The 14960-nt window shown below is 41.3% G+C and carries 18 protein-coding genes; 7 read left to right on the forward strand and 11 right to left on the reverse strand.

The genetic code is table 11. The annotated features are described in order from the left end of the window. Nucleotides 1-6: 6 nt before the first annotated feature. The 3 genes from AB4153_RS07150 to AB4153_RS07160 form a co-directional block, all read right to left on the reverse strand. The gene (locus AB4153_RS07150) at nucleotides 7-816 is read right to left on the reverse strand and encodes an inovirus-type Gp2 protein (RefSeq protein WP_371996857.1); all 810 of its coding nucleotides are present in this window, start codon (nucleotides 814-816) and stop codon (nucleotides 7-9) included. Nucleotides 817-902: 86 nt separating this feature from the next. Then, nucleotides 903-1049, reverse strand: coding sequence for a hypothetical protein (locus AB4153_RS07155; RefSeq protein WP_371996858.1), 147 nt, complete (start codon nucleotides 1047-1049; stop codon nucleotides 903-905). Nucleotides 1050-1285: 236 nt separating this feature from the next. After that, entirely contained in the window at nucleotides 1286-1531 is a 246-nt protein-coding gene (locus AB4153_RS07160) for a helix-turn-helix transcriptional regulator (RefSeq protein WP_371996859.1), read from the reverse strand. Nucleotides 1532-1843: 312 nt separating this feature from the next. Here AB4153_RS07160 and AB4153_RS07165 point away from each other — a divergent pair, with 312 nt between their 5' ends. Next, entirely contained in the window at nucleotides 1844-2563 is a 720-nt protein-coding gene (locus AB4153_RS07165) for a GIY-YIG nuclease family protein (RefSeq protein WP_371996861.1), read from the forward strand. A gap of 42 nt (nucleotides 2564-2605) precedes the next feature. Here the strand turns inward: AB4153_RS07165 and AB4153_RS07170 are convergent, their stop codons facing one another. The 3 genes from AB4153_RS07170 to AB4153_RS07180 form a co-directional block, all read right to left on the reverse strand. After that, nucleotides 2606-3331, reverse strand: coding sequence for a hypothetical protein (locus tag AB4153_RS07170; protein WP_371996863.1), 726 nt, complete (start codon nucleotides 3329-3331; stop codon nucleotides 2606-2608). 20 nt (nucleotides 3332-3351) lie between these two features. Next, the gene (locus tag AB4153_RS07175; protein WP_371996864.1) at nucleotides 3352-4626 is read right to left on the reverse strand and encodes a tyrosine-type recombinase/integrase; all 1275 of its coding nucleotides are present in this window, start codon (nucleotides 4624-4626) and stop codon (nucleotides 3352-3354) included. Between the two features lie 194 nt (nucleotides 4627-4820). After that, nucleotides 4821-5684, reverse strand: coding sequence for a YicC/YloC family endoribonuclease (locus tag AB4153_RS07180; RefSeq protein WP_371996865.1), 864 nt, complete (start codon nucleotides 5682-5684; stop codon nucleotides 4821-4823). A gap of 491 nt (nucleotides 5685-6175) precedes the next feature. On the opposite strand from AB4153_RS07180, the gene lgt reads away from it, so the two are divergent. After that, a complete protein-coding gene (lgt, locus tag AB4153_RS07185) occupies nucleotides 6176-6958 on the forward strand; it encodes a prolipoprotein diacylglyceryl transferase (RefSeq protein ID WP_371996867.1) in 783 nt (260 codons plus the stop codon). A 178-nt stretch (nucleotides 6959-7136) separates the two neighbouring features. Here lgt and AB4153_RS07190 read toward each other — a convergent pair whose 3' ends face one another. Beyond that, entirely contained in the window at nucleotides 7137-8132 is a 996-nt protein-coding gene (locus tag AB4153_RS07190) for a 2-dehydropantoate 2-reductase (RefSeq protein ID WP_371996868.1), read from the reverse strand. Nucleotides 8133-8370: 238 nt separating this feature from the next. On the opposite strand from AB4153_RS07190, the gene rph reads away from it, so the two are divergent. Both rph and pyrE read left to right on the forward strand, forming a co-directional pair. Continuing rightward, nucleotides 8371-9084: a ribonuclease PH gene (gene rph / locus AB4153_RS07195; RefSeq protein WP_055025233.1), complete on the forward strand. Its 714-nt coding sequence runs from the start codon at nucleotides 8371-8373 to the stop codon at nucleotides 9082-9084. A 108-nt stretch (nucleotides 9085-9192) separates the two neighbouring features. Continuing rightward, on the forward strand, nucleotides 9193-9834 hold the full coding sequence (gene pyrE / locus AB4153_RS07200) for an orotate phosphoribosyltransferase (protein WP_102526826.1): 642 nt from the start codon (nucleotides 9193-9195) through the stop codon (nucleotides 9832-9834). 89 nt (nucleotides 9835-9923) lie between these two features. Here the strand turns inward: pyrE and folE are convergent, their stop codons facing one another. The 4 genes from folE to coaBC all read right to left on the reverse strand — a co-directional run bounded on the left by folE (nucleotide 9924) and on the right by coaBC (nucleotide 13136). Continuing rightward, complete coding sequence (folE, locus tag AB4153_RS07205) at nucleotides 9924-10577, reverse strand: GTP cyclohydrolase I FolE (protein WP_371996869.1); 654 nt, start codon at nucleotides 10575-10577, stop codon at nucleotides 9924-9926. A gap of 282 nt (nucleotides 10578-10859) precedes the next feature. Further along, nucleotides 10860-11453: a nucleoid occlusion factor SlmA gene (gene slmA / locus AB4153_RS07210; RefSeq protein ID WP_102526830.1), complete on the reverse strand. Its 594-nt coding sequence runs from the start codon at nucleotides 11451-11453 to the stop codon at nucleotides 10860-10862. Between the two features lie 34 nt (nucleotides 11454-11487). Further along, nucleotides 11488-11946, reverse strand: coding sequence for a dUTP diphosphatase (gene dut / locus AB4153_RS07215; RefSeq protein WP_229370478.1), 459 nt, complete (start codon nucleotides 11944-11946; stop codon nucleotides 11488-11490). Then, on the reverse strand, nucleotides 11943-13136 hold the full coding sequence (gene coaBC, locus AB4153_RS07220) for a bifunctional phosphopantothenoylcysteine decarboxylase/phosphopantothenate--cysteine ligase CoaBC (protein ID WP_229370480.1): 1194 nt from the start codon (nucleotides 13134-13136) through the stop codon (nucleotides 11943-11945). The genes dut and coaBC overlap by 4 nt, the downstream gene beginning before the upstream one ends. A gap of 182 nt (nucleotides 13137-13318) precedes the next feature. Here coaBC and radC point away from each other — a divergent pair, with 182 nt between their 5' ends. The 3 genes from radC to rpmG all read left to right on the forward strand — a co-directional run bounded on the left by radC (nucleotide 13319) and on the right by rpmG (nucleotide 14535). Continuing rightward, nucleotides 13319-13996: a DNA repair protein RadC gene (gene radC, locus AB4153_RS07225; RefSeq protein ID WP_371996870.1), complete on the forward strand. Its 678-nt coding sequence runs from the start codon at nucleotides 13319-13321 to the stop codon at nucleotides 13994-13996. 122 nt (nucleotides 13997-14118) lie between these two features. Further along, the gene (gene rpmB / locus AB4153_RS07230; RefSeq protein ID WP_055025225.1) at nucleotides 14119-14355 is read left to right on the forward strand and encodes a 50S ribosomal protein L28; all 237 of its coding nucleotides are present in this window, start codon (nucleotides 14119-14121) and stop codon (nucleotides 14353-14355) included. 6 nt (nucleotides 14356-14361) lie between these two features. Further along, the gene (rpmG, locus tag AB4153_RS07235; RefSeq protein WP_011494790.1) at nucleotides 14362-14535 is read left to right on the forward strand and encodes a 50S ribosomal protein L33; all 174 of its coding nucleotides are present in this window, start codon (nucleotides 14362-14364) and stop codon (nucleotides 14533-14535) included. Nucleotides 14536-14960: the final 425 nt, after the last annotated feature.

Genomic DNA, 14960 nt, shown 5'->3' on the forward strand with positions numbered 1-14960 from the left:
CTTTAATCATTGCTTAATTACAGCCAAAGGAATAAGGCTGTCATATGGGATGATGGTATTGAGCCTGTTATCAATATTGATAGGCAATTTGTTCGCCGTAAACCAACCATATTTTCTAATTACTCTGCTACGAGTCCCGCTTGGAAGCTTACTTTTCTTGAGTGAGTAATAACGTTTGCTATTGTTTTTTGTGTATGTGATTTGTGGGTTTACAAGCAACAAGTCGCAGTTTTTGTCGATTTCTAATTTTGGTTTTAGCCTGCTGTTAATGAAGTTCCTAACTGAGTGGTTTAACTCTTTTGAGTATTGTTTTGTCAGGTAGCTAATACGGTATATCACAGGGTCAATAGATGACTTATTTCCTCTGACCATAGTGCTAAACGCATGTTTTACCTTTGCAAGGTTTCCACCGCAATATTTCTCCCACGACTCTGACATATTCGACACTAATTTACTTGGGTGCTGAATTTTATGACCGCTTAGCATTAGCACTACATGGTAGTGCTCTTTATGTGAATCAACTTGTTCCCTTGCGCAAAAATACTCAACTTTGCATTTGTATAGTTTTTGGAGTTTTACTTTCTCTGATTGAAGATATAAGCCTATGTTTTTGTTTGTAGGTGAGTATTTCTTCGGGTGAAGATCCACTCTTACTACAAACACTTTCTTATAATGACTAAGCATTGTTTCACACAATTCAAAGGCTCTATTTAATGCATTTTTTAAATGGTTTTTAACTTTCGGTTTATAGATTCGATAACAATGATTTTTGTAAGCATATGGGAGGGAGTTATTTTTGGTTATGATAAATGACATAATTTTATTTTCTGTGTGTTTAGTGCTTAATTTGATGGTGACCATGGCGGTTTATAATATTTAAATACCGCCATGGATTGAGCTTGTTAAAAAATCATATTGTCTTGATCTTCATCCATTATTAAATTTAGTAATTCAAGGTATTTATAGTTCACTTTTTTTAGTCTATATATCTCGTCAACAAGAGCCTTAAAATGGCGTTCAGTTTCATGTTCTTCTTCTGGTTTGTTCATTTTCTGTTTCCATATTTAGTTGCTTTTACAACCTTAGTTTATTGATGTTAATGAGGTGCTCTATATCTTTGAGCAACCAGCATTTAGAACTTCCTTTTTTTACTGTTGGCGAAGGAAAAGAGCCCTGCTTAATTCTGCGAGAAAGCGTCGAGCTACCTACTTTTTCTTTGAGGGCTAGTAATAGCTCTTGCCTGTTAATGATTCTTGTACCCTCAAGGTACAACCTACTTTCATTATTAATAAGTTGCATGATCTTGGTTAACCCCTATATTTTTAACTTTTCTAGACTCAATCCAGCTGCTCAATTCAATAAGTGACCATGCCACTTCACTGCCTCCTGGTATCAGCTCTCGTCGTTTGGGGAATAGACCTTGTCGTTCAAGAGACCAAGCTGTGGTTCGTGAAATGCCAGTAAGGTGCTTTCTTTCAGCTTCGCGGACAAGTCTGTCGTAAGGCTTTGGAGTGGTTGCTTTAGGATTCATTATTTACCTCGAAAAATGATTAAGTTGTCATTTGGGTTCGAGGCCATCTTGCGTTGTTTGCGTAGGCAGAAAAATAGCTATCGCTAGCGAAACTATGGTTTCGCTAGCGGTCGATAAGTATTTTGCAAATGTTGTGGTGAAGATGCCATTAACGGCTAGGGTGTTTTCAAATGTTAGCACTAGGGTGTGAATTGTTGATATTCTGCATGTCATGTAATGCTCATCACTTTAATCAAGTGACAACAATTGTTATAGCAATTCACTCTGGGTAAAATAGTCAAGCGTAGTAATTAGGCTAGTTACAAGGTCACCATGTCCCGTAAGAACACATTAGATTTGATTGAAAAGCATCATTTTGAAATAGCTAAGAAGAAAAACAAAGCTAAGTTTGATAGGTTAGCTGAGCTTGAGCTTACGGCGATGCGTAATAAGGAACCCTTTCAGGAAAAGACTAAATCCCCTAAAGAAATACGTAAAAAAATTGAAGCACATCAGCGTAAAATTTCTAACAATAAGCGATTTTCGGAAAGAGATAGGCTAGTAGAACTTGAACTTGAAGCTATGCGTAATGAGAGTGAACCTCTGCAAATTTCCAAGATACCTATAGTTGTAGAGTCAATCGAGACTACAAAAGCCACGCTTGATAGAAGTATACCTGAGTTAATTGTTCAGGCTTTACCTCAAGCGGAGCAAGTAGTTACTCGAACATATACTAAAAAGGTTAGTCATGTATCACCTATTAACGCAGCCGAGGGTTATGTATATTGCTTACGCAGCACTTTCACCAAGCTAGTAAAAATAGGGTTCACCACGCAAACACCTCAAGCGCGATGTGCTGAGTTAAATGAACATGGTGGTACAGCGTTACCAAGTCAATGGATATTAGCATGGTCAGAACATTGCCAATACCCATATCAAAAAGAGCAAGAAATGCACAAAATATTCGACCACGTGAGACACAACAGGAGTCGTGAATTTTTTAATGTCGATGCTGTTGTAGCGCATTCTAAGTTTAAGGCACTGTATAAATGAAGTAACTGATAAGGTTATTCTTGTTTACAATAAATTAGGTTGTTAAGTAAGTAGGTTAGCATATTGGTTCTTAATGTACTCTTGGACTATTAACTCACTCATGTGCTCTTTGCACGGGCGTCCACCAGCTTTTGCTTTTACTGGTACGTAGTCGAAAATTTGCCTTTTTATCACGCACTCAGGTATCGAAGACTTTTTATTTTCTCGGATAAGCTGTTTGATAGCTTTCGTTACATAGGAGTATTTTACTGCTTGGTGTTCAGGTTTTTGATAAAAATCTTTAGCTATTGAGATGGTTTTTTCTCGATATTGATTATTTTTTGCTATGACTGCATCCGCTCCACTTTTAGAATCCCTCTTCGATTTTACACCGTAAGTCATAGCTTGATTCGTTTGAGCTGCTGTATTGTGAATGCCGACTTCGTACATTATGGCACCAAAATTTAGTAGGATAATATTTAGTTGCTGTATTGCGGCTTCTGCTGGTAATTGATTAAGTAAGGCAATGTCTTCTTGAAAACAATTAATTTTAGTTTGAATGTTCCGTAGAGATTCGAAATCATCAGTATCAAAAACTGCTATGCCAAGTTTTTTTTGAATGTGAACTAATGATAATTTTATGTTGTTACATATCTCGACTGGCGTAGCTGCCTTTTTAGGACTAGCTCTAAGCTCACGGATTTTTTTTTCGGTAAGCTTATCATCTGAAAGATGTAGAGCGATATCATCAATCCATATGTGGCAATCTAAGTTAAGATCAAATTTCATATTATTACCCCTATAAATTTTTAAGCGCGTTTTGTGAATGGCGTAATGTTGTTTTCATCGTTAACCATTGGTGCAACCATGGATGCTAGTTTTTCAAGTGCTTCAGTCCTCTCCTTTAAGTAGTCATAATGATCATAAATATCTTCTATTCGACCTCGTTTATGATTGAGGCATCTTTCTGCAACATCGTTGGATACTCCTATTTCGGCGAGTAAACTTCTGCAAGTTCTTCTTAAGTCATGAATAACAAAATGCTCAATACCAGCAAGGCCTAAAAAGTTTTCGCTTGGTTTTTTTTTGCTATCGACTTTTTGCCCGAACATCTTTGCTAGGGCGTGATTTAATGTGTCATTAGAGATATGGCTTTTAGGCTTATTTTTATCAGGTTTGTTTATTCGTCTTGATGGTAGTAAAAACTCAGAACCGTTGGCTTTGACGTATAACTCTTTAAACCATGGAATGATGTGGTTAGATAAAGGAATTGTTATTGCAACTTTTGTCTTGGTTCTGTTCGCGGGTAGGTGCCATAGCTGCTTATCGAAATCAAATTCTTCCCACTTTGCTGCAATTAACTCGCCTTTGCGTACGCCCAAGCAAACTAACAATGAAATTGCTAAGTAGTTGTCTCTATTGAAGGAGTGATCGTTGTCGCGCAACACTTTTAATGTTGCTTTTAACTCAGTAAACGTAAGTCTTCTTGTTCTACTTGTTTCTGTCCCACCTGCATCAGAGACTTTAAATGCACTGGCGGGGTTTGCTGGGATAAGATCTAGTTTGCACGCATGATTAAATAGTTGTTTACAGCAAAATAGAACCTTATTTGACACAGTTGCTCGGTCACTTGCAGCAACTTTACTTATGATGGCTCTGATATCTCTGGCATTTACATCTTTGACTTTGATTCGACCAATAGTAGGTTTTATATCCTTGGTATATTGACGTTCAGGTATTTCAGGGTGTTTACGTTTACTAGCGACATGCAGATACCAGTCTGCATAAAGGTCATCAACAGTTACAATTTCCTCTTCGTTATTTCTTTCTCGCTCAGCTAGAGGGTCAATCCCCTGTTTTGCTTTATGGATGAGTATTGCGGCTGTCATTTTTGCATCTGCAAGACTCATTTGTGGATATGTACCACCATCAATGGTCATTGTTCTGCGCTTGCCATTTATAGAATAGCGAATTTCCCAGTATCCAATTCCTGTACCTCTAGAGCGAATGTACAGCCCGGCACCAATTGCTTTACGCTCAACTAGTCCAGCCCTTAAAAATGCTTTTATTTGCTTATCATTCATGACCTTACCTATGAAATGGTGACCATAAGTCAATTTGGGTGAAATTTAGGGTTTAAAAAGTGTTTTGGTCACCATTATGGTCACCACTTTTACTGAACAATAGCAAACAATCTAGGATATGTAAAAACATAAAAAACCTGTTATAACAAGCGTTATAACAGGGTTTTAGGTAGACTTGATGGGGTTGTTGAGCTCTATTCCACGTTCTGAATTTGTTCTCTCATTTGCTCAATCAATACTTTCAGTTCTACCGCTGCTGCGGTAACTTCTGCGCTGATTGATTTAGACGCTAGGGTGTTAGATTCGCGGTTAAATTCTTGCATCATGAAGTCTAAACGGCGGCCTTGTGCGCCACCTTTTTTGAGGATTAAGCGCGTTTCAGCAACGTGTGCATCAAGGCGGTCCATTTCTTCTGCGACATCCATTTTTTGTGCAAGCAAAACCATTTCTTGTTCCATACGTGCTGGATCAAGTTCGCCGGTGATTTCGGCTAAACGGTTAGTGAGCTTGTCACGTTGCCATTGCATTACTGCAGGCATGTGCCCACGTACAATCGCTACTTGCTCAACGATTTGGTCTAAACGGGTTTGAAGCATAACGTTAATCGCTTCGCCTTCACGGCCACGGGCTTCGATGAATTGCTCTACTGCGTCGTCAAATGCAACCAATAATTCTTTGTTGATTGCGCCCATGTCTTTTTCTTCACCCGCCATCACACCAGGCCAGCGCAAGATATCGACTAAGTTAAGCTCGCCTTGATTGGCTTCTTTTTTTAACCATTCAGCAGCATTGAGTAATTGCTTGGCTAAATCTTGGTTTAGGCGCATTTCACTGCTGCCTGAATCAGAGAGTTCGTAACGTAAGTTGACCTCAACTTTACCGCGATTTAAGCGTTTACGTAGGCGATCACGTAATACTGGCTCAAGGCTGCGCATTTGCTCTGGTAAACGCAGGTAAGTTTCTAAATAGCGTTGATTAACTGAGCGAAGTTCCCAAGAGGCAGTGCCCCATTCGGCTTTGTGCTCAATGCGAGCGTAGGCGGTCATACTTTGGATCATTGTTGAACCCTGATTAGTTAGCAGCAATATAGTGTGTCGATTATAGTCTGCTGAGGGCTAAGGTCAAAGCTTACAAAAACTTATGTGTGAGTTGAGGGCGGTTGTTTACAGGCTTATGCGCTTTTAGGGTTTATTGATTGTACTTCGCAGATTGCACAGTGCTGATCGTACTTCGCTAATCGTACTTCGCTAATCGTACTTAGCTAATCGTACTGTGCGGCATGAAACTAAAAGGGGTTAACTGAGTCTGAGCTTAGGGCGTTATCTTTAAGCTGTTTGTTTTTGTTTAATCGCGCCGTTTTAACCGTTTGCTTTTTAGTACTAGTTTAGTGCTGGTGAGTGATGACTATAGTGGGGTGTCGTGAGATGTTGCGGGTTAATTTCGCTTATCAAGGCTTTGTCATCGAATTAAGCTGATGAATTGTTTATAGTATGGCACATTCACGTTTAGACCTTGTGGTTTAGATGTTTTCAAATTTTGGAGTAGGCAAGTGGACCATTTTGTGTGGAACCTCGACCCAGTATTGATTTCTTTTATGGGTCTAAAAGTGCATTGGTATGGTGCGTTATTTGCGTTGGCAATTGCCAGTGGTTTTCAGGTAATGAAGCGCATGTACAAAAAAGAAGGCTTGGATGTTGAGTCGCTAGATAACCTACTCATGTATTGTGTGGTGGGGATTATTGTTGGTGCGCGTTTAGCCCATTGTTTCTTTTACGATCCGAGTTATTACTTTGCCAATCCGATGAAAATTTTAGCCATATGGGAAGGCGGCTTAGCCAGTCATGGCGGCGGGTTAGGGGCGATATTAGCGCTGTATTATTACAAGCGTAAAACCGATATGCCGTTTTTATTCTTATTGGATAGGTTGGCGATTGCGACGGCGATATTTGGCTTCTTTGTGCGTATGGCTAACTTTGCCAACTCTGAGATTTTAGGTCTGCCTACCACTAAACCTTGGGGCATTATTTTTGAGCGAGTGGACTTACTACCGCGCCATCCTGCGCAGTTATACGAAGCGATTAGCTACTTAATTATCTTTATCTCGCTTTATGCTGTGTACAAGTTTACTAATTTAAAAGAAAAGCACGGCGTTATTTTCGGCTTGTTCTTATGTAGCGTATTCAGTGCGCGTTGGGCCATTGAAATGGTCAAAGTGAAGCAAGCAGCTTATGCCACTGAGTGGACCATGAGTGCAGGGCAGTTACTGAGTATTCCGTTTTTAGTTGTGGGTATTGCGCTGCTGATTTTACCTATGCTTAAAAAGAACAAGTAAATGCTAATTAGTTTGAGTTAGCGCTTTATTGGGCTAATAGATAAAAAGGCCGATGCTCTTAGTGAGTATCGGCCTTTTTATTATTCTGCTATTAAGTTTTGATGCTGAGGGTTCATCAAATAGCATTTTTATTAATGCTTTCAGAGAAAGCTCATTAAAAAAGCTCGCTATAGGGGTGTTATAAAAGCTCTGTGATATTGACTGGTATACCTTGTTCGAGTTTTTTGATACCGGCACAAATAGCGGCGTTAATAGGCGTGTTGACTTGATATTGCTTACCTAATTCAACAACCGCTTGGTTAAGGTAGTCTATTTCGGTTTTACGTTTGGCTTGAATATCTTCCCACATGGATGAACGCGCCTGAGGATCGATATCGAGCATCTGTTTTGCCAGTAAAGTAAATAAACCATCAGGCAGCGATAGTATCAGTGGCAACCATTGGGGGCTGACTTTGGTGAATTGCGCTAAAGGGAGCTGGGCTTTTTTGCACACAGCTAACCATTCTTTCATCGCAAGGCTTAATAGTTTACGAGTTTGTTTTTGACTCAGTTGCTGCTTAATGGGTACATCGGTTATGGCATTGAGCGCATTATTGAGGTTAAGCAGCAGTTTGCCGTAAATGATCGGCGCCATGTCCTCTGCCAAGGTGCAACTTAAGCCAGCAGAAAGCATTGCTTGTTGAACAGTTTGCGTATGGGACGTGTTGGCAAAAGTGAATTCGCCTTCAGTGCCTTTATGAAAGGTGGCATGTTCTTTTTGCAGGACATTAAACGGGGTTATGCCTTGTATCAGCAGTCTTGGCTGCGCTGAGATGTTAGCGAGTGCTTGCTTAACTTCATCTAAACTGCCTAAGCCGTTTTGCATTAATACTATGGTGCTTTGCTGGTGGGATAACTGCAGTAGTTGTTCACTAATCTCACTAACTTGATGACATTTTAAGGTGACAAAAATCAAATCGAATTTGGGTGTGTCAGTGTCAACTTTGATAAACAGTGCGTTCGGCATGACTTTTTGATGTAAGCCTTGGTAGCTTGTGAGCGTGATACCTTGATTGTCGGCAATGCTGCGTTTAATCCGCTCGCGACAAATTAAGCTGACATCGAGTTTAGCCATGAGTAATTCGCCGGCTAAGTAACATCCTGTTGAACCTGCACCAAAGATGGCTATTTTCATCATTTCCCTTAAAGCATGAGTCACATTCCGCCTACCAGTGTGCCGTTTTGTTAATAAAAATCCAATAAGGGTTTTGTTTGACGTGGCATCAAGGCTAACAAGTCACTATAATGCTGTTCAATTATGAGCGTTGATTGCTGGTTTTGTTTTGATTGAGACGTCGATTGAACGATAATTTACAGCCAATTTCAGCTTAAAACCCAATTTAGTCACTGATCCCACACAATAGGAAATGCATATGCGTCCAAGCGACAGAACACCTGCACAATCTCGTCCAGTTACGATTACTCGTCAATTTACAGCTCACGCTGAAGGTTCGGTGTTGGTCGAGTTTGGTGACACTAAAGTGTTATGTACTGCAAGCTTTGAAGAAGGCGTACCGCGTTTTCTTAAAGGCCAAGGTCAAGGTTGGGTGACTGCTGAGTACGGTATGCTTCCTCGTTCTACTCATAGTCGTATGCAACGTGAGGCGGCTCGTGGCAAACAGTCTGGTCGTACTCAAGAAATCCAACGCTTAATCGGCCGTTCATTACGTGCTGCTGTAGACATGAAAGCCTTAGGTGAAAACACTATCGTTATCGATTGTGATGTGATTCAAGCTGATGGTGGTACACGTACTGCTGCGATTACTGGTGCCTGTGTTGCATTAGTCGATGCATTAAACTGGGCGCGTGGTAAAGGCATTTTAAAAACTAACCCGCTTAAGTTCTTAATTGCTGCTGTAAGTGTGGGTATTTACAAAGGTGAGCCAATCTGTGATTTAGAATATATCGAAGATAGCGCTGCTGAAACAGACATGAACGTTGTGATGACTGAAACTGGCAAGATGATTGAAATCCAAGGCACTGCCGAAGGTGAGCCATTCAGCCACGAAGAGTTATTAAGCTTACTTGAGCTTGCGAAGCACGGCATTCGCGAAATTGTCGATACGCAAAAAGCGGCATTAAGCTAAAACGTATTTGATTAAGGGGCTCTGTTAATAAGAGCCCCTTTTTTTAAGCTGTATTTAGGCTTAGTCATCATTAAATAAAAAAATAGATAACAGTGTTAAGGAGATAATGTGAAAGCATATCAACGTGAGTTTATTGAATTCGCTCTTGAGCGTCAGGTATTACGCTTTGGTGAGTTCACCTTAAAATCAGGCCGTACTAGCCCTTACTTTTTCAATGCGGGTTTATTTAACACGGGTCGTGATTTAGCGCGTTTAGGTCGTTTTTATGCTGCTGCATTGGTTGATTCTGGTATCGACTACGATTTAGTGTTTGGTCCTGCTTATAAAGGTATCCCGATTGCGACAACTACCGTTGTGGCTTTATGTGATCATCACGATGTGGATGTGCCTTACTGCTTTAACCGTAAAGAAGCGAAAACCCATGGCGAAGGCGGCTCATTAGTGGGTAGCGAGCTAGCGGGTAAAATCATGTTAGTGGATGATGTGATCACCGCAGGTACAGCGATTCGTGAGTCTATGGAAATCATTGCTGCACACGATGCCAGCTTAGCGGGTGTGTTAATTGCACTTGATAGACAAGAAAAAGGTAAAGGCGAGTTGTCAGCGATTCAAGAAGTTGAGCGCGACTTTGGCTGTGACATCGTATCTATCGTTAAGCTGTCTGACTTGATTAGCTACTTATCTGAAAAACCAGGTATGGAAAAAGAGCTAGCGTCAGTGAGTGCTTACCGCGAGCAATACGGTATTTAATCTCACTTCGCTAAAAGCTAAAAGCCAGTCATATGACTGGCTTTTTTGATTCTGTCGTTTGGCAATGCAGCCCATTTATACCGAGTAAATTAGCACTTAGATTGGTGTAAAAACTCAGCGCGGGTAGCAGGGTTAGATTTAAAAATCCCGCCTAATGCAGTGGTGGTGGTTGAGCTGGTTGAGTCCATCACACCGCGAGATTTAACGCAGTAATGCACAGCATCCATTTTTACCGCCACATCTTTGGTTTCAAGCAAGGTTTGCAGGGCAACCAGCACTTGCTGAGTGAGTCTTTCTTGCACTTGTGGGCGCTGGGCAAAGAAGCGCACAATGCGGTTAATCTTCGACAGGCCAATAATTTTGGTACGTGGCAAATAAGCGACAGTGGCAAAGCCATCAATGGTTACTAAATGGTGTTCACAGGTGCTGGTGAGGCTAATATCTTGTACTCGCACCATTTCATCAACGCCCATCTTGTTATCGATGACGGTGATTTTAGGGAAGTTTTGATAATCAAGACCAGAGAATATCTCATCAACATACATCTTTGCGATTCGACGTGGTGTGTCCATTAAGCTGTCATCTGATAAGTCTAACGCCATTAGGGTTAGCACTTCTTTCATGTGATGCTCAATTTTCTCTTTACGCACTTCAGGAGTATGAGTTTGCGGCAGCATCGGGGTTTCAAGCCCTTGCTCAGTTAGTGCTGCTTTAACTTTTATTGCTGCGTCACTTAATGCCATCTTATCCTCCAACCACAATGGTCAAACTTATTACTGAGTGTATGTTATAAATCGCCTTAGTGCTGAGTTTGAGCAAATAGCCCAGTAAGCATAAGGGACGGGGATAATAACGTGATTTGAGTCAAATTAATATTATTGAAATAAAAAAAGCCGACCTTTTTAGTCAAGTACTTGGTGTTTGATGATTTTTTACAGAGCCAATTTGTTGAGCGGTAGCTATTTAAAATAAAAAACGCACTCAGTTGAGTGCGTTTGATTGGTGGCTTTCAGTCACTTGTTAGCTTAGCTACGTAATAATTGCTGCTGCACAAACTGCCACTGTTCATCGAAGTGTTCTGTCGGCTTTTGCTTAAACTCACTGCGCACGAACTGAGCTATTCTGCCTTCTGCGATAGCTAAAAGCAGATTGGCTAAAATGGCTTCGTCTAAGTTAAAACCATGGCCTTCACGTAGTGTTTTCTCACGTAATATTTGCTTGATTTGAGTTTCAATTTTGGCAAATAACCCGCTGACACGGCTACGTAAACGTTCATTTTCACCTAATAGCGCATCGCCATTCAGTACCCGTGAAATACCTGGGTTACGTTCTGAAAAAACTAATAGTAACTGTAAGACTAACTCACAGCGTTTCATGGTGTCTTTTTCTTCATCCATGATGATATTAAGTCGAGACAAAATTGCATCTTCGATGAATTCTATTAGACCTTCAAACATTCTTGCTTTACTTGGAAAGTGGCGATAAAGCGCCGCTTCAGAAACACCAACTTCCGCGGCTAATTTAGCTGTGGTTATCCGTTGGCCAGGGCTGGTTTCCAGCATGTGCGCAAGACATTGTAAAATGTGCTCACGACGATTTATTTTTGGGCTAGCCGCCATTTGTTATTCCTAGGCTTGTGACTACTTGTAAAGGTTACTTGGTACCTGAGTGACCAAATCCGCCTTCACCACGATCTGAGGTATCAAACTCATCGACTAAGGTAAATTGTGCTTGTACTACGGGGACAAAAACGAGCTGTGCTAATCGATCTCCAATTTCTAAGGTAAATGGCTTATCACTGCGGTTCCAGCAAGAAACCATTAATGGACCTTGGTAATCTGAATCAATTAAGCCGACTAAGTTACCTAACACGATGCCGTGCTTATGGCCTAACCCTGAGCGCGGTAAAATGACAGCCGCTAAGCTTGGATCTGCCACATGCACTGCAATCCCTGTAGGGATTAATACTGTCTTACCAGGCTCTATCACCATGGTGGTATCAATCATGGCGCGTAGGTCCATGCCAGCGCTGCCAGGTGTGGCATAGCTTGGTAATGGAAACTCACTGCCGATGCGTGAGTCGAGTAATTTGAGTTCTACAGGTGTTTTCATGATGTTTTTATTTTTGTCGCTATCAGAGTAAGTAATTGTTTTGCCAACGTCAGTTTATCGGTTGCAGGCAGTTGTTGACTACCGTCTTGCCAAAAAACATGTAATGCATTGGCGTCGGCATTAAATCCAAGACCTGCTATTGATACGTCGTTAGCGGCAATTAAGTCCAACTTTTTACGTTCAAGCTTTCCGCGTGCATATTCTTCTACGTTATCGGTCTCTGCTGCGAAACCTACAGTAAAAGGTCGTTTAGTCAGCGCAGAAACGCTGGCTAAGATATCAGGGTTGCGCACAAGCGCAAGCTGCATATTCTCTGACGACTTTTTAATTTTTGACTCGGCCACTTCTGCGATTCGATAATCTGCGACTGCAGCGCAACCGATAAAAATATCTTGGTTATCGACATTATCCATCACGGCATCAAGCATATCTTGTGCTGACTCTACATTAATTCTTGTCACACCTAGCGGGGTGGCTAAGTTAACTGGCCCTGTCACTAAAGTGACTTCAGCGCCCATTTGGGTGGCTGCAGTGGCTAATGCGAAGCCCATTTTGCCAGAACTATGGTTTGAAATATAACGCACAGGGTCAATAGGCTCGCGGGTTGGGCCAGCTGTTAACAAGAGTTTATGTCCGGTTAACGGTTTAGGGCCAAAGAACTGCACTAATTGTTCGGCAATCGCTAGTGGTTCTTGCATACGGCCAGGGCCGACTTCACCACAAGCTTGATCGCCACTTGCAGGGCCCCAAACTGTGATGCCTTTGCGAGCGACATTAGCAAGGTTTTCTTGAGTGGCTTGATTGCGATACATCTGTTGATTCATCGCAGGGCATACAATTACAGGTGCTTCAGTGGCTAAGCAGGTTGTGGTTAACAGCTCATCTGCCATGCCTGCATTAATGCGGGCAATGAGGTTGGCGGTTGCTGGTGCGACAATTACGACGTCAGCCCAACGTGCTAGCTCAATGTGCCCCATTGCTGCTTCAGCTGCTGGATCAAGTAAATCAGAGGCTACAGGATGGCCTGACAAGGCTTGAATCGTCAGTGGAGTAATAAACTCCATTGCGCTTTGGCTCATGACCACACGGACATCAGCGCCGCGCTCTTTAAGACGACGAATTAAATCAGCGCTTTTGTACGCTGCAATACCGCCACCAATTCCTAATAGGACATTTTTATTTGTCAGCATGTTGTGCTTAATCCTGCTATTCACTTTATTGCCGCTACGATATCACAATCCGATTAATGGGGGATGATCCGAATTTAAAAATTTAGACCATACTCTTTAGTCGCAAGTGGCCATAAAAGGTCGTAAAGAAAAGAGTTAACTCGTTAACCTAGATTATAGAAGCAATAAACAAGGGAGTGTTTATGGCAATTAAAGATTGGCCGGAGGGAGAAGGACCGAGAGATAAACTATTAAAGCACGGTGCGGGGCATTTATCTGATGCAGAGTTATTGGCGGTATTACTGCGTAATGGGTTAGCGGGACATAATGCGGTTGATTTGGCCCGAGGGATGCTCAGCCAGTTTGGTGGATTAAGGCCATTATTTGCAGCGCCAAAATCACAAGTGTGCAAATTGGCGGGTATTGGGCCAGTAAAATATGCTCAATTACAGGCTGCATCCGAGATTTCGAAGCGAATTTTTGAAGAAAATATGCATCGAGGGCAAATTTTAATAAATCCTGATTTAACTCGGGACTATTTAATGAGACAATTAGCAGACCGATCCTATGAAGTGTTCGCATTATTATTGTTGGATAGCCAACATAGAGTGATTCAGTTCGTAGAATTATTCCGCGGAACGATTAATTCGGCATCAGTTTATCCACGTGAAGTGGTGAGCTTAGTGCTGGAGAAAAAGGCTGCGGCAGTCATAGTGTGTCACAATCACCCGTCTGGCATTGCAGAGCCAAGTCAGGCAGATCGGCAAATTACTGACAGATTAAAAAAAGCCCTCTCAACTATCGATGTTTCTCTATTAGATCATATGGTTGTAGGCGATCAAGAGATAGTATCCTTCGCTGAACGCGGGTGGATATTATAAACAATGCTTGATCTTAGTTTTGTTATCGTGTATAAAATGCGCCCTCTTTGTGCCTCGGGCGACGGCCACACGAGGCACATAAATGCTCGAGCGTTTTAAAATTGTTTTTGGAGAAGATTGACATGTCAAGAGTATGCCAAGTTACTGGCAAGAAGCCTATGGTTGGTAACAACCGTTCGCACGCTAAAAATTCGACTCGTCGTCGTTTTTTACCTAACCTACAAAACCACCGTTTTTGGTTAGAAGAAGAAAAACGCTTCGTGCAACTACGTGTATCTACTAAAGGTATCCGTATCATCGACAAAAAAGGTATTGAAGTTGTAGTTAAAGAACTTCGTGCCCGCGGCGAGAAGGTATAATAGAAAATGGCTAAATCTAAAGGTAATCGTGAGAAGATCAAATTAGTATCTAGTGCTAAAACTGGTCACTTCTACACTACTGAAAAAAATAAGCGTAACATGCCTGAAAAAATGGAAATCAAGAAATTTGATCCAGTTATTCGTCAGCACGTTATGTACAAAGAAGCTAAAATCAAGTAATTGATTCGCATCTTTTAAAAAGCCCCTTTATTGGGGCTTTTTTTTGGCCTTTTTTCAGTTAACCAGCCCTAGCTTTTATTTGTATAAGTACGCTCTCGCTTTATCAAAACTTTAGTCAGCGTCACTGAAACTCACCTTTAAAACTAGCAAGATATCTTTACAGCCGTTGAATTTACTAATCCAAGTTTGGTAGTCATTCTGTCATCTTATGGGACTAGGCTGCCGATTTAGTGGCTGATGTCTTCTGTTTCACCACAATAGCCTGATTAAAATGACCTAGCAGTGCACTGTTTGACTAGAGTCATAAATCATACGGTGTGCCCTTCGTTTGAATAGTGTGTGCAAAAATGTGTTAACACTGACGAATGGTCGCCTTATTCTGTTGCTATTGTTGATGTGTTTAAACAAAGCAAATGAGACTTGTT

This window comes from Shewanella sp. 10N.286.52.E4, assembly GCF_041468785.1.
In the GTDB taxonomy this organism is placed as follows: Bacteria; Pseudomonadota; Gammaproteobacteria; order Enterobacterales; family Shewanellaceae; genus Shewanella; species Shewanella electrodiphila.